This window comes from Pseudomonas sp. FSL R10-2189 (assembly GCF_009600325.1).
GTDB classification, from domain to species: domain Bacteria; phylum Pseudomonadota; class Gammaproteobacteria; order Pseudomonadales; family Pseudomonadaceae; genus Aquipseudomonas; species Aquipseudomonas helleri.
In genome coordinates, this window is the sequence record NZ_WIVZ01000062.1 from 1 (window position 1) to 19,378 (window position 19,378).

Here is a 19,378-nt window from a genome sequence, read left to right on the forward strand (position 1 = left end):
TAAATTGCTCTGTGTACTTGTTCATGTTGAAAACCCAAAAAGTTGGATGGGTGTCCAACTTTTTGGGGGCAGTTCACTCTGTAGGAGCGAGCTTGTCTCGCGATCTGTTTAAAAGATCAAAAGATCGCGAGACAAGCTCGCTCCTACAGGGGGCTAACTCAATTACTTCTGCAGGAACTGCGCGAAATTGACGCCGGTGCCTGCTGGACGCACGTCCTGCAGGAAGGAGTCTTTGTCAGCGCTCAGTTCAAGGCTCATGGTCGGCGTGCGCTTGTGTGTCGCGCGGACCACCATGCCTTCGCGTTTTTCACGCAGGAAAGCAGTAGTGACCTTCAAATGCAGCAACTCATCGGTGCTCGGGGTGTGCAACAGCAGGTGCACCCATTCGTATTGACCGATGGCCAGGCGGGCCAGAGGAATATCGAACCACCAGATGTTCTTGTTGGTGTTCAACGTTGCGAGATGGCAGTTGTTGACGCCCAGCACCGCGCCGCCAAGTTCCTGGTTTCTGCGGGCGATGGCCTGCTTTTTATCGAGTTTCATAACCTTCCTACAATTGCGGATCTTCAGCGCCATAGCCTGAATACGTTGCGCATTCTCAGGGGTTCGCGGGCAAACATAAAGCTCAACCTGCGCTGCGCGACGAAATGAGCCACAGAAAATAAATGAAACTCTGCTCGACGTCTGCGGGTCAACCTAGATGTCGAGAATGACATCCGAACTTTCACTAGGAGAAATCCCATGAGCAGCACTGGCGATAAGATCAAAGGCATGGCGAACGAAGCAGTAGGCAATGTCAAACAAGCGGTGGGTAAAGCCACGGACAACGACAAGCTGCGCGCAGAAGGCAAAGCCCAGGAACTCAAGGGCGAAGCGCAACAGACTGTCGGTAAAGCCAAAGATGCAGTGAAGAACACCGTCGATAAAGCGTAATCGGGTACTTCGTCACTTGCCCTGAAAACGGCCATCCTCGAGGTGGCCGTTTTTATGGGTTTTGCGGTTACGTATTTGCACAGTCGCCATTTGAACTACTTTTGAGGTAAAACCCCCGTACTGAACCCGTTGCAGAGGGTGTGTCGAGCTCAATTTATAAGCGGCGAAAGGAGACGCTATGATTTTTCCGGTCTTGAATGGCCTGCCGTTAGGCAAAGTGTTGGTGCGTACGGTCAAAGAATTTATCGACGATGAAATGTCGACCTACGCCTCGGCTTTGGCCTATCAAATGCTCTTCTCGCTGTTCCCGTTCATCCTGTTTCTGATCGCACTGATCGGCTTTTTGCATTTGCCCGACTTTTTCAGCTGGCTGCGTTTGCAGTCCGAACTGGTCCTGCCGCCACAAGCGCTAGAGCAGGTAAACCCGGTGATTGACCAGTTGGAGCAATCGAAGGGTGGCCTGCTGTCTTTCGGTATTGTCGTCGCGCTGTGGACCGCTTCGGCGGGCGTGCGCTTGATGATGAGTGCCATGAACGCAGCCTACGACGTGGTGGAAGGGCGGCCGATCTGGAAGCGTTTTCCGCTGTCGATTTTCTACACTATCGGCATTGCCGGGATGCTCCTGGCTGCTGCCGCGTTGATGGTGCTTGGGCCGCAAGTGATGGGCTGGCTGGCGGGGCAGGTGGGGCTTGAGGAGTTTGTGGTCACGCTGTGGACCATCCTGCGCTGGCCAGTGATTATCTTGCTGATGATGGTGGCCGTGGCGGTCATTTACTACGTGATGCCTGACGTTGAGCAGAAATTTCGTTTTATTACGCCAGGCTCGGTGTTGGCCGTGGTGGTGTGGATCGCCGCATCGTTGGGTTTTGCGTTTTATGTGAAAACCTTCGCCGATTACAACGCGATGTATGGCAGCATCGGGGCGATCATTGTGCTGTTGCTGTATTTCTATATTTCGTCAGCCGTATTGTTGTTGGGGGCTGAAATGAACGCTGTTATCGAGCACATGTCAGCTGAAGGCAAAGATCCGGGTGAAAAAACCTTCGAAGAGTCCGACGACACACCGCATGTGTCCGGGCTTGGGCGCGACCACTCCCTTAAATCCACTTCAGATGAAGCCTGATTATGATTCGTGAAATTTTGAAAATGGGTGATGAGCGCCTGCTGCGAGTTGCCAAGCCAGTGCCTCCCGAGATGTTTGACACGCCAGAGCTGTGGCAACTGATCGACGACATGCTGCAGACCATGGAGCACGCCGGGGGCGTTGGTCTGGCGGCTCCGCAAATTGGCGTTGATTTGCAACTGGTGATCTTTGGCTTCGAACATAGTGAGCGTTACCCGGACGCCGAACCCGTGCCGCAAACCATCCTGATCAACCCGCTGATCACGCCATTGAGCCCTGCGGTTGAAGAAGACTGGGAAGGTTGCCTGTCCGTGCCAGGGCTGCGCGGTGTGGTCGAGCGCTTCGAGAAGATCCGCTACGAAGGTTTTGACCCCAAGGGTGATCCGGTCGTACGCGTTGCTGAAGGTTTCCATGCGCGCGTGGTGCAGCACGAGTGTGATCACCTGATCGGTCGTCTGTACCCGTCACGCATCAAGGACTTCAGCAAATTCGGCTTTATTGAGGTGTTGTTCCCGGAGCTGGCGCCGGGCACGCAAGAGTAGGCTCAAGGCCCATCGCTATCATCGCTTTATTGCGTTGATAGCGAACCAGCCGCTCATGCAACACATAGGGCAAGTCGACTTCCACGCTAAACCCCAGCCCTTCATAAAAGCCTTGCAGTTCGGGGTCGCAGAACAGCCACACCGGCCTCTCGCAGGCGGCCACCGACGCCTTCACCAATGCCCCGGCAACCCCTTGCCCTCGCAGCGCGGGCGCAACAAATAAACCGGTCAACCAATAGCCGTGAGCCATTGAGCGCAGGCACAAGCCGCCAATGATGTCTTGCTGGCGTGCGACCCACAGTTGTGCGTCTTTACTGGCTTTCATCGACGACTGATGCGCGCGGTAAAACTTATTCATTAATGGCCACAATGGCGCTTCGAGCGGGGCGTAAACAATGGCGGTCATGTCGTCCACGGGCGTTGATAATAAGCGCGCAGTATATACACAGCGCTGAATCATTTAAGTCTCTCGATCTGTATTCGTTTGAGTGTTTATTGGCGATGAGAAAGTGCACTTTCCGGGCTTTTTTGAATATTCACGTTTAACCATAAGTTAGCCAGCTAACCGAATAGAGGAGCTGCGCGCAGCCCGTACTGTGCGTTTCGTCGCCCCTTGCTGGCAATTGGCTTGCACCCTGTTTAGGCCTGTCTATGCTTGGGATCATAGGGGCCCGAAGATGAAGTGGCTTTTCCCCTGATGGGTTGTAATGCAAACAGCAAGCGTTACATGGGCTGAGGTTTTGTTGTGCCTTGAAAAATACACATCATCACAAGAAAGCATTATCAGGGGTTGAGTCATGTTTAATTCGCGTCGCAAAGCCGACCTGCTCGAGAATCAGCGCTTAAGTTGTACTTTGGAGGACATGAAGGCCAAGGCATTGGCCGTCAGTCGCTCAATGGCCATCATCGAGTTCACCCCTGAAGGGATCATTCTTGAGGCCAATGACAATTTTTGCCGGGCGATGGGCTATACCGTCGACGAGATTCGCGGCAAGCATCACCGGATTTTTTGCGAAGACGCTTACCAGCGCGGCATTGAATACGCGCAATTCTGGAAAACCCTGGCCAGTGGTGCACCGCTAAGCGGGACGTTCACCCGGCTCAATAAAGCAGGGCGTGAAATCTGGCTCGAGGCCAGCTATATGCCGATCACCGACGCCAGCGGGCAGGTGCTCAGTGTGATGAAAGTCGCGGCCGACATCACCGACCGGGTCAATAAAGAGCACGAAAACCAGAGCATCGTGAATGCCTTGAGCCGTTCCATGGCCATGATCGAGTTTTCTCCTGATGGCCGGGTTATCAATGCCAATCAGAACTTTCTCAACACTGTGCATTATTCGTTGCAAGAGATCGTAGGCCAGCACCACAGCATGTTTTGCCGTCGCAGCGAAGCCGAGTCTGCCGAATACAAAGCCTTTTGGGAGTCGCTCAATCGCGGTGAGTACCATTCCAGACGTTTCGAACGGGTCGATAAATATGGCCACACGGTTTTTCTGGAGGCTTCCTACAACCCGATATTCGATGCCAAAGGCCGTCTGTATAAAGTGGTGAAGTTTGCCAGCGACATCACTGCACAAGTCAGCAACCTGCAAACCGCCGCTGAATCGGCCCACGCGACGTCAGTGCAAAACGACGCGTGCGCGCAGAAAGGTTCGCAAGTGGTTCAGCAAACGGTGCAAACCATCGAGGCTATTTCCAAAGACCTCAACGAGGCCGCGAGCAGTATCGACGCGGTGAGCAAACAGTCGGAAATCATCGGCAAAATCGTTCAGACCATTCGCGGCATTGCCGATCAAACCAACCTGCTGGCGCTCAATGCGGCCATTGAAGCGGCCAGGGCCGGTGAGCATGGCCGTGGCTTTGCGGTGGTGGCTGACGAGGTCAGGAGCCTGGCGGCGCGCACCAGTGCGGCGACGATTGAAATTGTCGAGGTGGTGCGTAAGAACCATGACCTGTCGTTGAGCGCGGTAAACAGCATGCAGTCGAGCTTGAGCCGAACCGGGCTGGGGGTTTCACTGGCCAATGAGGCGGGGGAGGCGATTCTGGAGATCCAGCAAGGCTCCCGGCATGTGGTCGACGCCATCAGCCAGTTCAATTCGACGTTGCAGATCAGTTAAGTCTGCAAAAAACCTGTCGTCGCTGACGAGGCACGAAGGCTGCGTTTGGCAGCCAACCCGGCGTTGTGCCGGGTCGCAGAGCAAGATCAAAAGATCGCGAGCAAGCTCGGCTCCTACAGGTTATGCGTTCACGCCGCTACTCGATTACACCTGCTTCTCAGCAACCTGCTGCTGGGCGGCAGCCTGTTTGATCGCTTCTTTTTGCTGCATGAGCGCGGTGATCTGGTCTGTAATTGCCTGCTGCTTCTCTGGCGGCATGGCTTTAAAATCGTCTTCCGTCAGGCCCATTTCCTTAAGCAATTGCTCGCGAATCCGTTGCGCGGGTGACTTGCTCATGTAGTCCTTGAACTCGTCGGTGGCCGAGGTCTTGGTCGCCGTGCCGGTGCTTGAAGCGCTGGCCTGCAACATGACCCGGGTTTTGGCGAAGGCCGCGTTAACGTTATCCGCTTGCGCATTGCCGGCCACGGATGCCGGGGTTGCCTGGAGGTTGGTCAGTGGCTGAGCATTCTGCTGGGCCGCGCTGTACAACGCGCTGGCGGCAGCGTTCGCCGGGTCGAGGTCGGTGCGCTGGGTCTTTTGAATTGCAGACGTATGCTGCGTGTTGATCAACATGAATGTGCCCCTCTAAAAGGTGATGACTATTAGCAGGGCAATAACCGTGCCCAGTCGCAAACACCCATTTTTAAAGGGCCGCGGCTGGGCGAGGGTGGAGGGGGGCAGGGCGAGCGGACAATTCTTGCCGCCCGGCGGCGAACTCAGGTGCTTTCGCGCAGCATCAACTCAAAGCCCATGTCTTGCACCGGCTGTTGCACCTTGTTGCCGGCCATCAATGTGAGCATCTGCTCGGCGGCGCGACGGCCAATGGCTTCTCGTGGCGTACGAATGCTGCTCAGGCGCGGCACCATGAACTCGGAAGAAGGCAGGTCGTTGAAGCCCAGAATGGAAATTTGCTCCGGGATTTTAATCCCGATGCGGGCGGCTTCGAGCAAGGCACCGTGGGCAAGGTCGTCGTTACCAAAAAAGATCGCGTCAACATGAGGGTGAGTCGCCAGCAACTGTAAAAACAGCTCGCCGCCCAGGCCCACGGAAGAAGGGCGTGGTGTCAGTACTTCCAGGTCAGGGTTGTACAGCCCGGCTTCCTGCAAGGCGCGGCGATAACCTTCGCCGCGCAAGAGCGTGCGCTGGTCGAGTTGTGCACCGATGTAGGCAAGGTGTCGACGCCCGCGAGAGATCAAATGCTGGGCCGCCGTTTCCCCGGCTTTTAACTGCGAGAAGCCAACGCAATTGAGGCCGGCACCGGCATCCAGTTCCATCATGTACACACAAGGTGTATTGCTCGCTTCAAGCATGCGCCGCGAGCTTTCAGTGCGGTCAAAGCCGGTCAGCAACAGGCCGCGCGGCTGGTACGCCATGTAGTTGCGCAGCAGGTTTTCTTCTTCATCGCGGGAGTAGTGATAATTACCGATCAGCACTTCAAAACCTTTGGGGCGCAATACCTCGTGGATCGCTTCGAGGGTGTCGATAAACAGCAAGTTGGAGAGCGAGGGCACCAAGACCACTACCGAGTGGCTTTGCGCCGAGGCCAGTGCCCGAGCGGCAGGGTTGACCACGTAGTTCAGTTCGTCGGCAGCCTGGCGTACTTTTTCGGCCAGCTCTGTGGCCACGCTGCTGATACCGCGCAAGGCGCGGGAGGCGGTAATCGGGCTGACACCCGCCAGTCGAGCGACTTCATTAAGGGTCGGGCGGCCCGTGGTACGGGGGTTTTTATCGTTTTTAGAGGAGGTCATCAGGGCGGCTTGCCAAACAAAAAACAAGTCACTAAGGTAGCGCTGTCCTTGGCTGTCGGCAATTGCCTAATTGTCTGTGGGATTATTCAAGATCTTTGTATGTCGAGAGCGTCACGGCGTCTCCCCATAAAAATGAGAAATAGACGTCGGTAGCCTGGTCTTTGTGCTTTGCTTTCAGCTAGTGAACGCTTTGACTAAGACAGCGCTGTCTACGGACTGAGGTGTTTCATGAACCAACCTATCACTGCCCTGGTCATCATGGGTGTTGCCGGCTGCGGCAAATCCAGTGTGAGCCAGGCGTTGTGCCATCTTAATGGCGCAACGCCGATTGAAGGCGATGCCTTTCACCCGGCGGCCAACATTGAAAAAATGAGCGCCGGCATTCCCCTGACCGATGAAGACCGTTCTGGCTGGCTGGACAGCTTGTGCGATGAACTGCGCACGGCGATTGCCCGTGGCCAGCGCCCGGTGCTGACCTGTTCGGCGCTTAAATTGCGTTACCGTGAGCGTTTGCGTGCTGCCGTTGATGGCCTGGGTTTCGTGTTTCTGGAACTGACGCCGCAAGTGGCCGCTGACCGGGTGGCGCATCGCCCTGGGCACTTTATGCCCAAGACGCTCATCGACAGCCAGTTTGCGGCTCTCGAATCGCCGAGCAAGGAACCCTTGGTGCTGACGCTGAATGCGGCGAAGTTGAACATTGAACAGTTGGCGCTCGCTTCTCATGAGTGGTGGCGTGAACATTCTTTACTGGCAACGTCATGATTTTGTTTCAAAAAGACAGCGCTGTCTGTTTGACCCCAGGCTGTTCATTCGTCGTTGATAACAAAAACAAGGCAGGAGACGCCCCATGCTAGGCATGTCCCAACACACCTTTCTGCTGCTTGATGCAGTGGTGACGATCATCGGGCTGATCGTGCTGATCACTCGGTTCAAAATACATCCCTTTATTGCCCTGATTATCGCGTCGGCCTTTTTGGGCCTGACCACCGGTATGCCGACCGACCAGATCCTCAAGTCGTTCCAGGAAGGTTTTGGTGGCGTACTGGGCTTTGTCGGGATCATTTTGGCGTTGGGCACAATGCTCGGCAAAATGATGGCTGACTCGGGCGGTGCCGATCAGATTGCCCGCACCCTGATCCGTGCTTTCGGCAAGGAGCGGGTGCAGTGGGCGATGATGTTTGCCGCGTTCCTGGTCGGCATTCCGCTGTTTTTCGAGATCGGTTTTGTCTTGCTGATTCCGCTGGTCTTTATCGTGGCGCGGCGTACCGGCGTGTCGCTGATCAAGATCGGTATTCCGTTGCTGGCCGGTTTGTCGGCGGTGCACGGTCTGGTTCCGCCGCACCCTGGCCCGTTGCTGGCGATTGGCGTGTTCGGGGCGGATATCGGTAAAACCATCCTTTACGGTCTGATCGTGGCGCTGCCGACAGCGATCATTGCCGGTCCGATTTACGGCACGTTCATCTCCAAATACATCCCGGGCAACCCGTCTCAGGAACTCGTCGATCAACTGGCCAGCGAGCCTGAGTCCAGCAGCCTGCCGAGCTTTGGCATCACCCTGGCCACGGTGCTGTTGCCGGTATTCCTGATGTTGCTGAAGACGTTTGCCGACGTGGCATTGCCCACGGGTAACTTCTTCCGCGGTTGGATGGACATGATTGGCCACCCGATCAGTGCGCTGTTGCTGGCGTTGCTGTTGTCGCTCTACACCTTCGGTGCGCGGCAGGGGATCGACTCCAAGCGCGTGCTCAAACTGCTCGATGCGAGCCTGGCGCCGACGGCTGCGATTGTGTTCATCATTGGCGCTGGCGGTGGTTTCAAGCAGATGCTGGTGGCCAGCGGCGTGGGTGACGTGATCGGCCATATGGCGGTGCACGCGAACATCTCGCCGATTTTGCTGGCGTGGCTGGTGGCGGCGGTGATTCGTATCGCGACCGGTTCGGCAACCGTGGCGACCATTACCGGGGCGGGGATTGTGTTGCCGGTGGTGGATTTGATTCCGGGCGTGAACCGCGAACTGTTGGTGCTGGCAACGGGCGCAGGCTCGTTGATCCTGTCGCACGTCAACGATGCGGGTTTCTGGCTGGTTAAGCAGTACTTCAACATGACCGTGGTTGAAACCTTCAAGACCTGGACCGCGATGGAAACCATCCTTTCGGTTGTCGGCCTGATCTTCATCATGCTGTTGTCGTTGGTGGTTTAAACGTTGTGAAACCTTGTAGCCGCTGCCGAAGGCTGCGATGGGTTGCGTAGCAACCCTCAAAAGCAGAAGGTCCTTCGGCCCTTAGCGCAGCCTGCGGCAGCGACTACAGGTATATGTTTAGCTGGCGCTCAAACCGTCCGCGCGGAACATCGCGCGGATACCGCGCAAGGCCTGACGGATACGGTCCTGGTTTTCAATCAGGGCAAAGCGAACATGGTCGTCACCATACTCACCAAAGCCTACACCCGGTGAGACACACACCTTGGCATCGGCCAGCAGTTTCTTGGCAAATTCCAGCGAGCCCATTTTGGCGTAAGCCTTGGGGATCTTGGCCCAGACGTACATCGAGGCTTTCGGGTTTTCGACCATCCAGCCCAACTCGTGCAACCCTTTGACCAACACGTTACGGCGCTGGCGGTATTGCTCGGCAATGTCTTTGACGCACTGCTGGTCGCCTTCAAGTGCGGCAATGGCCGCCACTTGCAGCGGGGTGAAGGTGCCGTAGTCGTGGTAGCTCTTGATCCGCGCCAGCGCGTTGACCAGTTCCGGGTTGCCGACCATAAAGCCGATGCGCCAGCCCGCCATGTTGTAGCTTTTGGACAGGGTGAAGAACTCGACGGCGACGTCTTTGGCGCCCGGAACCTGCATGATCGAAGGCGCTTTCCAGCCGTCATAGACGATGTCGGCGTAGGCCAGGTCGTGAACCACCAGCACGTCATATTGCTTGGCCAGGGCCACCACGCGCTCAAAAAAATCCAGTTCGACGCACTGCGCTGTCGGGTTCGATGGAAAGCCCAGGATCATCATTTTGGGTTTAGGGATCGAACCGCGAATGGCTTTTTCCAGCTCTGCAAAAAAGTCCACGCCCGGAATCAAAGGCACCGAGCGCACCTGTGCACCAGCGATCACGGCACCGTAGATGTGAATCGGGTAGCTGGGGTTCGGCACCAGCACGGTGTCGCCCTGGTCGAGGGTGGCGAGCATCAAGTGCGCCAGGCCTTCTTTAGAACCGATGGTGACGATGGCTTCGCTTTCCGGGTCGATCTCCACGTTGTAGCGATCGGCGTACCAGCGAGAAATAGCCCTGCGCAGTCGTGGGATGCCACGCGAAGTCGAGTAGCCGTGAGTGTCCTCACGCTGTGCGACGGTGCAGAGTTTTTCAACGATATGGGGCGGCGTCGGGCCGTCAGGGTTGCCCATGCTGAAGTCGATGATGTCTTCGCCACGACGTCGGGCGGCCATCTTCAGCTCAGCAGTGATGTTGAACACGTAAGGGGGGAGTCGATCTATGCGCGCAAAGCGGCGCGGCGAACCTTGGTCTGCCATGTATGCCTCTGATACGTAAGCGCCCGGAACCGTCCGAGCGACGTTGACCACTGCGGTGGTCTGCGGCAAGACAATAAACGGCGTAATGGCCTTTTGTCTAGATATCTGGCGGGAGAATTTTCTGAAAAAGAAGGTTTATTTAGGTGTTTTTCCTATTACCCACTCCGCGTTTTGCCAAAGGCTCGTTTTAACGGGGGGCCGGTCAAGCCGCAGGCTTTGCCTGCAAGGGCGTGAGAGGCAACACCAAACGCCGCTCACCCCGATAGGCTTCGCCGCGTTCCGACCAGCCCTGACCTAAGTAAAAAGCCAGGGCTGACGTGTTATCGGAGCTCACCGACAACATTAACTGACTGACGTCGGGCCAGTAATGCTGGATGTCCTGCGCGAGCAAGCGCAAACAAATCTTGCCCAGCCCTTGGCCTTGCACTTGCCTGTGCACCTGCAAGGCGTGCAGCGTGGCGCTGCCGGCGTCAGCCCAGTGCGCCAACAGCGGATGCCGCTTAAGCAGCATAAAGGCCACGGGGCTTTCATCGATTAACAAGGCAAAGCCTCTTATCCCCGGATGACTTTGCGCGGGCAATGAATACAAGGCGCTCCCGATGTCACCACTGAACGGTAACTGTTCTGGCAGCACCTCAATGCCGAGCAGTTGCTCGCGTTGCTCGGCATTGAGGTCTTCGTAGGGGCAGAGGCGGGTCATGCTAGGCCTCAGGGGGCAGGGAAAGCGGCATGGTAAAGGTGAACGTTGTGCCGTGCATTTCGTCCGACAACACGCTCAGGCGGCCATTGTGGGACAGGGCAATCTGGCTGGCAATGTACAAACCCAGGCCAAGACCGGCTTGCGGCGTGTTGCTGGCGGGGCGCGAGTACGGTTGAAATAAATGCGGCAGCGCTTCAGTTGGGATCGGCTGGCCCTGGTTAGTCACGCTTAGCGCAAACATTGCGTTCTGCGCCGTCCCGGTGATGTGCACCGGACCTGTTGCAGAGCCATGGGCGATGGCGTTTGCAAGCAGGTTGGAAAGCAACTGAGCCAGGCGGCTGCTGTCACATTCAATGCTTTCTAGCGAGCCGATTGCCGATTCGATCTGCCGCTCAGGGTAAATATGGCGGACTTCCGAGATCACGTGTTCGAGCACTTGCGTGAGGTCCGGGCACGGGCTCAGCAGCACCGGGATCCCGCTGCCGAGCCTTCCACGGGCGAAATCGAGGACGTCTTCGACCAGCTGCGAGGCGCGCAGGCCGCAGGTTTTGATGTGTTGCACGAGATCATGGGTTTGAGGGTTCGGGTACTTGCAGAGCAAGCGATCTGCCGCAGTCGTCATGGCGAACAACGGGTTGCGCAGGTCATGGCCGAGCACCGCAATAAACTGCTCGCGCAGCTCGGCGTGTTCACGGGCCAGCGCCAGCTCGGATTGCGCGTGTTCCAGGTTTTCTTCGGCTTCAATTTGCAGCGAGATCAGACGCGCAAAAGACTCCATGGTGGCCTGGATCGAGGTGTTTTTAAGGGCCGCAGGTTCAGGGTCCAGTGCGCACAACGAACCAAACAAACGGCCGTCGGTGCGGAACACAGGTATCGTGAAGTAACTCTCGAATCGGTAGATTCTGGGCGTTGGGTGGTCGTGGTACAGCGGGTCTTCGCTGGCTTTGTCGATGAGGATGGGCAATTGCGAATTCATGCTTTCAAAGCACAACGTCGTGACCAGGTCCAGTTCACCTCCAGGTTTCAAGCCAAACCCCAGATTGTCGAGCACGGCGCAGGCTGTCCAGCTGTTAGGCGTCACCCGGGCAACGGCAGCAAAGCGCATGCCGGTCATTTCAGTAACCACCTGAAGGATTGCCGGGACTGCGCTGATCCGGTTAATCGTGGCGATATCCGCAGCGGCACTTGGCCTCATAGAAGAGAATCTCGGCTTAAATGTTATAAAAAGATGATTTTAGCCACTCTGGGAATAACGGTACAAATTTGTATAAATATTGTATGCATTTGCTCGCCTAAACCTCTGTAGGAGCGAGCTTGCCTCGCGATCTTTTAAAAGATCGCGAGGCAAGCTCGCTCCTACATTAAACGGTGGGGTAGCCGAGATCAGGTGTCTTGTTTGTCTTGCAGGACTTCGGCAGTTTTGGCGTCCAGGTCGACATCCCACTTCACGCCTTTGGTGTCGCGCAATTCAACTTCATACACCAGCTTGCCGTAGGAGTGGTCCAGCTCGGTGTCGAGGATGGTCGCGCCGGGGTGCTTGTCCAGCGCCGCTTGGTTGAGTTTCTCAAAAGCGGCGATTTCGCCCGACTTGAGCAAGCCCGGAATATGGTCCGGGCGCACATCGGCTTGAGCCAGGCCGGCAGTCAGGGTGAGGGCGGTAGCAGCGAAGATGACGTTAAGTGCTTTCATGGTTAATTCCTCTGGGGTGATCTGTTTAGGTGGGATCAGAGTAACCATGGCAACTTAACTCACCCTTAATTTTGCCCTTTGCCTGAAACCAAAGGTGTGACGTACCCTTGGGGTCATTAGCGTCCCCGCCAGAGGGATGAGCGTTCACCTTGTGTGTAAACCATCGTTTCCAGAGAGAGGTTTACCATGCGCATCACTTCGCAACTCATCTGCCAGGCCGCCGACGAGCTTCACGGTTTTGTCGGATTCAATCGCAAGACGCAGCAGTACATCGTGCGTTTTAGTGAGGACTCGTTCGGAATGGATGTTGCCGACGACGCCATCACCCCCACCAGCGAGTTTGTCTGGCAAGCCGTCGGGGCCGACACCATGATCCTCAAGCGCGAGTTGATTCAGTTGTTGCTGGATCAAAATATCGACGATCGCCTGAACATCACCGAACCCTTGCGGGTGTACATGCGGCGCGAGGATGTACCGGAAATTTCAGCAGTGCGTCGTTGCCTCAGCTAAGGCTCGCCCAGCACGGTGTTTGCCAGCAGGTCGCCAGAGCCGATGCTGATTTTATTGCGGCCCGTGTTCTTGGCGATGTACAGCGCCTTGTCGGCCTCGTTGAGCCACATCGAGGCGTCGGTGAAGGCCGCTTGGCATGAGGCCAGCCCGATGCTCAGGCTAAAGCGCAGCTCGGGTGCATTGGGGTAGCGAAAGTCGCAGCAGCGGTGGCGCAGACGCTCCATGATTTCTTGCGTCTGCGCCAGCGAGCGGTTGGGCAAAATCACGCAAAACTCATCGCCGCCATAACGTCCGGCCAGGTCTTCTGCGCGCAGGTTTTCCTTGAGCGCAATGCTGAACTGGCGCAGTACGCTGTCGCCGACAATATGCCCGTAGGTGTCATTGATACGTTTGAAGTGGTCGATATCAATCAGCGCCAGCGTGGCGTCCGCGTGTGTCTGCTTGCAGGTATGGAAGCTCAGTTGCAGCAGGTCTTTCCAGGAACCGTGATTGAGCAGGCCGGTCAGGCTGTCGGTACGGCTTAGGGCGCTGAAGGCACGCTTGTGCGCGGCGAGGGTGGTGGCCATTCGATAACTGATCAGGCCCACGGTAAACGGGTAGAGGATCAGAATGGGCAGGCACGCATAGAGTTGTATCGACGTGGTCTCAGGGTTGAAGGCAATCCCGAACATCAGCCATGAGATGACAATGCCCACGCATTGCGCCACGAGCCCGCGAAGCAGCATTTTTGCACCGCCGACCGCCACGTTGTTCATGGTCATCATCGACACAATTATGATGGCCGGCAGAGGATTGAACTGCAGGGTGGCAGCCCAAAAGCCGCCCAACACAGAATCCATCAATATGTTGCGGCGTTCGGCGCGATACGGGTATTGCGAGCGGGAAGAGCGCAAGTAGGCCAGTTGTGGCCAGACAAAACCCGAGGCGAAAAACAACACCCAGACCCAGGTGGGCATGTTCAGAGGGTACAGAACCGGCATAACGCACAGGCAACCAATCCCCAGGCCAAAGGTTCGCGGCACATAAATGCGCCGTGAAAATGACAAACCTTTACCTCTTTGAGTGTTCATAGGTATCTGCGCAAGGTGTTGAGGCACGGAATGCCACCCCCACTCGTTAAACGCCGCCGTGTCGGTTTAACGTGCAGGTAATGTCGGTCATTGATGCTGGCATTCTGCCTGAGCTTTTAGGGGAATATCCTTAAAACTAGCGCCTCGATGTTAGAAAATGACGATTGACCTTCTGCGGTTCAAAAAACCAGCGTAATAATTGCACTTTGTCTTCTGGAGTCTTTGAAGCATGCCAATCGAGTCTTCTACAAAGGCTGAGCTTAAGCCTGCCGAGCAGCATCAAGGGACGTTTCGAAATCAGGGTGTCAGGCCAGCCGCAAGCCTGGGCAAAACCTTGGGCATTTTTTGGAAGATGCTGTTTCAAAAGCCTTCAAATACTCGGCCCGCCGCAGCGATCCCGGTCACCCCATTGAGCCGCGAAGCGCTGGACAAAGCGCCTGACTTCAGTGTGTTCCGACTGGGGCACTCCACCTTGTTGCTCAAGCTCAAAGGCAAATTCTGGCTGACCGACCCGGTGTATGCCGAGCGCGCTTCGCCTTTTCAGTGGGCGGGGCCCAAACGTTTTCATGCGCCGCCGATCACCCTGGATGAACTGCCACCGTTGCAAGGCGTGATCTTGTCGCATAACCACTATGACCACCTTGACCAGAAAACCGTGCTGCAACTGGCGGGCAAGACCGAGCACTTTTTGGCCCCGCTAGGGGTGGGCGACCTGCTGATCAAGTGGGGCGTGCCTGCAAACAAAGTACAGCAACTGGATTGGTGGCAAGAAACACAGCGTGACGGCATTCGGTTTATTGCCACGCCGTGCCAGCATTTTTCGGGTCGAGGGTTGTTTGATCACAACGAAACCCTGTGGGTGTCGTGGGTCATGATTATTGATGACGTGCGGATTTTCTTTAGTGGTGACTCTGGCTACTTCGACGGTTTTAAAGTGATCGGTGAACAGTTTGGCCCCTTTGACCTGACCCTCATGGAAACGGGAGCCTACAACGTTGACTGGCCCGATGTGCACATGCAGCCTGAGCACAGCCTGCAAGCCCATATCGACTTGAAAGGCCGTTGGTTGCTGCCTATTCACAACGGCACTTTTGATTTGGCCTTTCATGCCTGGTACGAACCGTTTGAGCGCATTGTGGCGTTGGCAGCAGAACGTAATGTGCTTATCTCGACGCCTGCCATGGGTGAAGCCTTTAACCTGATGCAACCCCACAAAGGCCACGCCTGGTGGCTTGGCGTGCAAACCACCGACGAAGTGCCGGCCAAACAGGCCAGCCTCTGAGGTGCGGGCGGTTTACTCGATCAGGGCGAAGTCCTCCCGGCCCATAGGGTCTGGGGTGGTGCCGCGAAAGTTACTGGCCCAGCTTGGCGCAAAGCCCGGGAAAAACACCAGTCCTTCGGCTTCAAGGGAGTAAGCCAGGGCCAGGAGAGTGACATCGCGCACCCGTTCGGAGGCTTCAAACCGTTGAATGGCCGGCACCGAGACCTTTGACTTGTCGCTCAGTTGTTCAAGGCTCCAGCCGAGCAGTTCCCGGGCTTGCGCACAGTGCAGCGGGGTGAATTGGTTGATGATGATGCGTTCAAACGTGTTGCGCATGGCTGAGTTGGGCATGGGGAAATCTCCAGGGCTGAGTCAGTGCTTGAAAATATACTGTGTTTTTATACAGTTGTTTTCGAGATCGATCAAACTCATTTTTTGAATCAGTGCGCTCGCAGAGAACCCGTGATTCAAGCCCGTTTGCGCGGTAAGCAACGGTCGAAATCTTCGATATAAACAGTGCTGTGCGGGCTTTTAATTTTTTACGACTGCTGCGCAGCCGGACGTAGCCTCGCAAGGCTCGTCAACTGCTACAGGGTTGGGGGGCAGAGTTTTTGTCGCGATCTTTAGATTTTGAAAAACAAAAAAGGCCACCTCGCGGCAGCCCCTTTTATCAGCAGTCAGTTCTAGCCCGGAATCAATCCCAGCTCAACGCGCCGCCAGTCTGGTACTCGATAACCCGCGTCTCGAAGAAGTTTTTCTCTTTCTTCAAGTCCATGATTTCGCTCATCCATGGGAATGGGTTGGTGGTGCCCGGGTATTCTTCTTTCAGGCCGATCTGCGACAGGCGGCGGTTAGCGATGAACTTGAGGTAGTCCTCCATCATGGCCGCGTTCATGCCCAGTACGCCGCGTGGCATGGTGTCACGCGCGTATTCGATCTCGAGCTGAGTGCCCTGCAAGATCATCTGGGTCGCTTCTTCCTTCATTTCAGCGTCCCACAGGTGCGGGTTTTCGATTTTGATCTGGTTGATCACATCGATGCCGAAGTTCAGGTGCATGGATTCGTCACGCAAGATGTACTGGAACTGCTCGGCAACGCCGGTCATCTTGTTGCGGCGACCCATCGACAGGATCTGGGTGAATCCGCAATAGAAGAAGATGCCTTCCAGAACGCAGTAGTAGGCGATCAGGTTGCGCAGCAGCTCTTTGTCGGTTTCAACGGTGCCGGTTTCGAACTTCGGATCGGAGATCGAACGGGTGTACTTCAGGCCCCAGGTTGCCTTTTTAGCGACCGACGGGATCTCGTGGTACATGTTGAAGATCTCGCCTTCATCCATGGCCAGCGATTCAATGCAGTACTGGTAAGCGTGGGTGTGGATCGCCTCTTCGAACGCCTGGCGCAGGATGTACTGACGGCATTCCGGGTTGGTGATCAGGCGGTACACGGCCAGCACCAGGTTGTTGGCAACCAGGGAGTCAGCAGTAGAGAAGAAGCCCAGGTTGCGCATCACGATGCGACGCTCGTCGTCAGTCAGGCCTTCCGGGTTTTTCCAGAGGGCGATGTCGGCGGTCATGTTGACTTCTTGCGGCATCCAGTGGTTTGCGCAACCGTCCAGATACTTCTGCCAGGCCCAGTCGTACTTGAACGGTACGAGCTGGTTAAGGTCGGCACGGCAGTTGATCATCATTTTTTCGTCAACGGCAACGCGAGCGCTGGCGCCTTCGAGTTCTGCCAGGCCTTCAGCGATGTCGAGCTTGTCCAGGGCTGCTTTGGCGCGCTTGATCGCTGCCGAGTCGGTAGCGGTGACAGCACGGGCTTCCTGGGCTGCAACGCCGCCAGCTGCGTCCAGGCGGTCCATGTTGGCTTCGGTTGCGTGGCCTGCGTTGGCGCCTTTAACAGCGACTTCGCCTTCGTCTTCTTTGTCGAATTCGTCCCAGCTCAGCATGACGTGTCGTCTCCTGCGTGAGGGCCTTGTGCCCGTGTGGTAACACTGATGGTTTGGTTTGCACACGGCCCATAGGCCACTTGGATCTAAGAAATGTTGCTGCAGTAGCGGTTTACGCACGCATAAACATGAATGTGCTCGGGGCCGACCCGCTGTCGCTCGGGGGATGCAGTAACGATAGCATCTCGCCCTGGCCTTTAAAGCCGGAGCAGCTTGGTGGTCAGCCCGCTCAGGGTGTTAGCACCCTTTGGAGGGCCGAAGTATACGGGGTTTGTACAGGGTATTTCAGCCAGTTTTTTTTCGGCCGATGCGACGAAATGACCTAAATTTGGCCTGGACTTCAACGCAGTGGCGGCCGGGCACGGCTTTCCCGGCTGAGGACTGGTCGCCCGTTTTTTTCATGAGCATGTGAGTAAGCGTGGGAGGGTGCAGCCGATATCTGTATAGATCTATGTAGTGCCTGTCCAGGCGGCAAGACTCGTAAGGTCTTTTTCATCAGGGCGCGTGACGTGGATAACGCGTAACTGCCCATCCATGAGAAGGTCGCCAAGATGAGTCAAACAGTACCGTTAAAGTATTACTCGGAAAATTTTATAAAATCGGACTTTGAGCGCTGTACGAATTCGGCGCTTGCTGATGGACTGATCACCGGCGTTGAAAAAATCTGGCTTCAACAGGCCGGGGGGACTTATGCGGTCAATACAGTGCCTGCGATTGCCCCGCTGTATGTGAGTCAAGTAGCGTTAGCGCGAGCAGATGACCAGCCGGAATATTTACGCGGGGCATTTGTACTTGCTAACGGGGTGCTACCTTCGGACACTTATTATTTTTATAGCTTAATGACGGGGCTTCATAAGTTTCTGAGCTGGGCTGATTTAGTCAGTGCTATAAATAAACAGTTTATTGTGAATGATAAATCCCCTCTTTTACACTGTGTTCCTTTGGCCGGTCGGCATGCTTTATTGAGCGACGATGTGATAAATGTGACGTTGTTGCCGTTGGAGCTACCCATCTTCAAGACTCTCAGCCAACTCTTTGAACGCTCATTGGGAAATGATCAGTTTGTCGTCCATCAAGTGGTGTCGTACATGCCCTCAATTCGATCTGTTCTATTTGACAGACTGAAGTTCAAGCAGGAAGAAAGAAGGCAGGCCACTCCGGCAGACTGTGCAGGGAGTGTTATTACGAGTGAAATGACAATTAATAGCTCTTTGGTGGATTGGGCGTTCGAATATTATTTGAAAAAAGCGCTGCCCAAGCATGAGGGCTTTAGCTATGCGCCCCGTTTGCCCTGCGGCAGTGAACGTGGCAAAAGCAGTGCTGAGATAGAGTTGGAGTTTGTCAGTTTTCTCCATGACTCTACCCATGATCTGGTGAGCACGTTTAGTAAGGCCATAGGCCAATACTGGAATGAGTCACGAGGATTTTTCCCCAGCTTAAAGGTATGTGTGCATGACACTTTGAGTGAGCGTCTATATAGCAGTCTTATGCAGGCGCAGCATGATGGAAAACTCTCTGCCCTGGACGTAAAACAGTTGCAAGAACGTATGCAAGGCGTTGACGTATCACACGTAGAGCTTGCGTTGATACACCTTAAGCAAGCAGCGGATGCCCCCGTTGAGTTGGTAGCCTGGTACGGTCTTTTTATTGGCGGTGTCGATGGTCGATTCGTTGTGATGGGGGACCGGGGGCTGGAAGTATTTAACAATTGGTCGCATTTTCAGCGTGTCACATCCCCTCGCTTCAACGTGTTGCTTCCCAAGGAAGCCGAGGGCGGCCCGCCGTTGCCCGATGATTATCTGAGTCGGTATGTGGCGCGAGCGGACAGTGTTCGGTGGAGCGCTTCAAACCCTATCAGCATGGGGTATACCGTGTTGCATGACGATTTGTACGCAGCACTGGAATCTCAGATTTATAAAAAAGTGCTATCCGATATGGAGTACTTAATTGAATGGTTAGAAGTTAAGCGTATTTATGCAGATTCTTTAACATCTGCGGATTATGCAAGTAGCGCATTGGCCGTACTGGACGATGCGCTCAATATAAAGACATTGCTGAATCCTGATCAATCCATCCCCTTTGACAGTTATCGTTGGAGTGGCGGTCTCAAGGAGCAAGTGCAACACCTCATGTAAGGTGTTGCCATGTCTACCCAATACAACCACCTGAGTACCG

The 19,378-nt window shown here is 55.5% G+C and carries 19 protein-coding genes and 2 pseudogenes; 10 read left to right on the forward strand and 11 right to left on the reverse strand.

The annotated features are described in order from the left end of the window. Positions 1-162: 162 nt before the first annotated feature. A complete protein-coding gene (locus GHO32_RS25150) occupies positions 163-543 on the reverse strand; it encodes a hypothetical protein (protein ID WP_048367916.1) in 381 nt (126 codons plus the stop codon). Positions 544-741: 198 nt separating this feature from the next. Here GHO32_RS25150 and GHO32_RS25155 point away from each other — a divergent pair, with 198 nt between their 5' ends. The 3 genes from GHO32_RS25155 to def all read left to right on the forward strand — a co-directional run bounded on the left by GHO32_RS25155 (position 742) and on the right by def (position 2,598). Next, complete coding sequence (locus GHO32_RS25155; protein ID WP_048367915.1) at positions 742-933, forward strand: CsbD family protein; 192 nt, start codon at positions 742-744, stop codon at positions 931-933. Positions 934-1,111: 178 nt separating this feature from the next. Continuing rightward, the gene (locus tag GHO32_RS25160; protein WP_048367914.1) at positions 1,112-2,056 is read left to right on the forward strand and encodes a YihY/virulence factor BrkB family protein; all 945 of its coding nucleotides are present in this window, start codon (positions 1,112-1,114) and stop codon (positions 2,054-2,056) included. A 2-nt stretch (positions 2,057-2,058) separates the two neighbouring features. Continuing rightward, the gene (gene def / locus GHO32_RS25165; protein ID WP_153336989.1) at positions 2,059-2,598 is read left to right on the forward strand and encodes a peptide deformylase; all 540 of its coding nucleotides are present in this window, start codon (positions 2,059-2,061) and stop codon (positions 2,596-2,598) included. Here def and GHO32_RS25170 read toward each other — a convergent pair. Then, complete coding sequence (locus GHO32_RS25170; protein ID WP_153425883.1) at positions 2,552-3,004, reverse strand: GNAT family N-acetyltransferase; 453 nt, start codon at positions 3,002-3,004, stop codon at positions 2,552-2,554. The two genes, def and GHO32_RS25170, sit on opposite strands and share 47 nt — an antisense overlap. 490 nt (positions 3,005-3,494) lie before the next feature. On the opposite strand from GHO32_RS25170, the pseudogene GHO32_RS27290 reads away from it, so the two are divergent. Both GHO32_RS27290 and GHO32_RS27295 read left to right on the forward strand, forming a co-directional pair. After that, a pseudogene (locus tag GHO32_RS27290) lies at positions 3,495-4,163 on the forward strand (PAS domain-containing protein); the annotation flags it as partial. A gap of 123 nt (positions 4,164-4,286) precedes the next feature. Beyond that, positions 4,287-4,715: pseudogene (locus GHO32_RS27295) on the forward strand (methyl-accepting chemotaxis protein); the annotation flags it as partial. Between the two features lie 144 nt (positions 4,716-4,859). Here the strand turns inward: GHO32_RS27295 and GHO32_RS25180 are convergent. Both GHO32_RS25180 and GHO32_RS25185 read right to left on the reverse strand, forming a co-directional pair. Then, positions 4,860-5,327, reverse strand: a complete 468-nt coding sequence (locus GHO32_RS25180; RefSeq protein ID WP_153336834.1) for a hypothetical protein — start codon at positions 5,325-5,327, stop codon at positions 4,860-4,862. A 143-nt stretch (positions 5,328-5,470) separates the two neighbouring features. Continuing rightward, positions 5,471-6,502 (reverse strand): LacI family DNA-binding transcriptional regulator, encoded by a 1,032-nt coding sequence (locus GHO32_RS25185; protein ID WP_153336833.1) that lies wholly within the window; start codon positions 6,500-6,502, stop codon positions 5,471-5,473. 228 nt (positions 6,503-6,730) lie between these two features. Between GHO32_RS25185 and GHO32_RS25190 the strand changes: the two genes are divergently transcribed. After that, a complete protein-coding gene (locus GHO32_RS25190) occupies positions 6,731-7,264 on the forward strand; it encodes a gluconokinase (RefSeq protein ID WP_153336832.1) in 534 nt (177 codons plus the stop codon). An 85-nt stretch (positions 7,265-7,349) separates the two neighbouring features. Further along, entirely contained in the window at positions 7,350-8,702 is a 1,353-nt protein-coding gene (locus GHO32_RS25195; RefSeq protein WP_123749784.1) for a GntP family permease, read from the forward strand. A 117-nt stretch (positions 8,703-8,819) separates the two neighbouring features. Here the strand turns inward: GHO32_RS25195 and alaC are convergent, their stop codons facing one another. The 4 genes from alaC to GHO32_RS25215 all read right to left on the reverse strand — a co-directional run bounded on the left by alaC (position 8,820) and on the right by GHO32_RS25215 (position 12,417). Then, positions 8,820-10,028, reverse strand: coding sequence for an alanine transaminase (gene alaC, locus GHO32_RS25200; protein ID WP_153336831.1), 1,209 nt, complete (start codon positions 10,026-10,028; stop codon positions 8,820-8,822). Positions 10,029-10,230: 202 nt separating this feature from the next. Further along, a complete protein-coding gene (locus GHO32_RS25205) occupies positions 10,231-10,728 on the reverse strand; it encodes an N-acetyltransferase (RefSeq protein ID WP_153336830.1) in 498 nt (165 codons plus the stop codon). 1 nt (position 10,729) lies between these two features. After that, on the reverse strand, positions 10,730-11,923 hold the full coding sequence (locus tag GHO32_RS25210) for a GAF domain-containing sensor histidine kinase (RefSeq protein WP_153336829.1): 1,194 nt from the start codon (positions 11,921-11,923) through the stop codon (positions 10,730-10,732). 188 nt (positions 11,924-12,111) lie between these two features. Then, positions 12,112-12,417 (reverse strand): PepSY domain-containing protein, encoded by a 306-nt coding sequence (locus GHO32_RS25215; RefSeq protein WP_153336896.1) that lies wholly within the window; start codon positions 12,415-12,417, stop codon positions 12,112-12,114. A 186-nt stretch (positions 12,418-12,603) separates the two neighbouring features. Here GHO32_RS25215 and GHO32_RS25220 point away from each other — a divergent pair, with 186 nt between their 5' ends. Further along, a complete protein-coding gene (locus GHO32_RS25220; protein WP_153336897.1) occupies positions 12,604-12,927 on the forward strand; it encodes a DUF2025 family protein in 324 nt (107 codons plus the stop codon). Here the strand turns inward: GHO32_RS25220 and GHO32_RS25225 are convergent. Next, a complete protein-coding gene (locus GHO32_RS25225; protein ID WP_153336898.1) occupies positions 12,924-13,997 on the reverse strand; it encodes a diguanylate cyclase in 1,074 nt (357 codons plus the stop codon). The genes GHO32_RS25220 and GHO32_RS25225 overlap by 4 nt on opposite strands. A gap of 229 nt (positions 13,998-14,226) precedes the next feature. Here GHO32_RS25225 and GHO32_RS25230 point away from each other — a divergent pair, with 229 nt between their 5' ends. Then, positions 14,227-15,279 carry an MBL fold metallo-hydrolase gene (locus tag GHO32_RS25230; RefSeq protein ID WP_153336899.1) on the forward strand — a complete coding sequence of 351 codons (1,053 nt, stop codon included), beginning with the start codon at positions 14,227-14,229 and terminating at the stop codon, positions 15,277-15,279. Positions 15,280-15,291: 12 nt separating this feature from the next. Here the strand turns inward: GHO32_RS25230 and GHO32_RS25235 are convergent, their stop codons facing one another. Both GHO32_RS25235 and GHO32_RS25240 read right to left on the reverse strand, forming a co-directional pair. Continuing rightward, the gene (locus tag GHO32_RS25235; RefSeq protein WP_048367892.1) at positions 15,292-15,609 is read right to left on the reverse strand and encodes a helix-turn-helix transcriptional regulator; all 318 of its coding nucleotides are present in this window, start codon (positions 15,607-15,609) and stop codon (positions 15,292-15,294) included. A gap of 343 nt (positions 15,610-15,952) precedes the next feature. Further along, positions 15,953-17,203, reverse strand: coding sequence for a ribonucleotide-diphosphate reductase subunit beta (locus tag GHO32_RS25240; protein WP_048367891.1), 1,251 nt, complete (start codon positions 17,201-17,203; stop codon positions 15,953-15,955). Positions 17,204-17,754: 551 nt separating this feature from the next. Between GHO32_RS25240 and GHO32_RS25245 the strand changes: the two genes are divergently transcribed. After that, on the forward strand, positions 17,755-19,338 hold the full coding sequence (locus GHO32_RS25245) for a hypothetical protein (protein ID WP_153443049.1): 1,584 nt from the start codon (positions 17,755-17,757) through the stop codon (positions 19,336-19,338). The last annotated feature ends 40 nt before the right edge of the window (positions 19,339-19,378 follow it).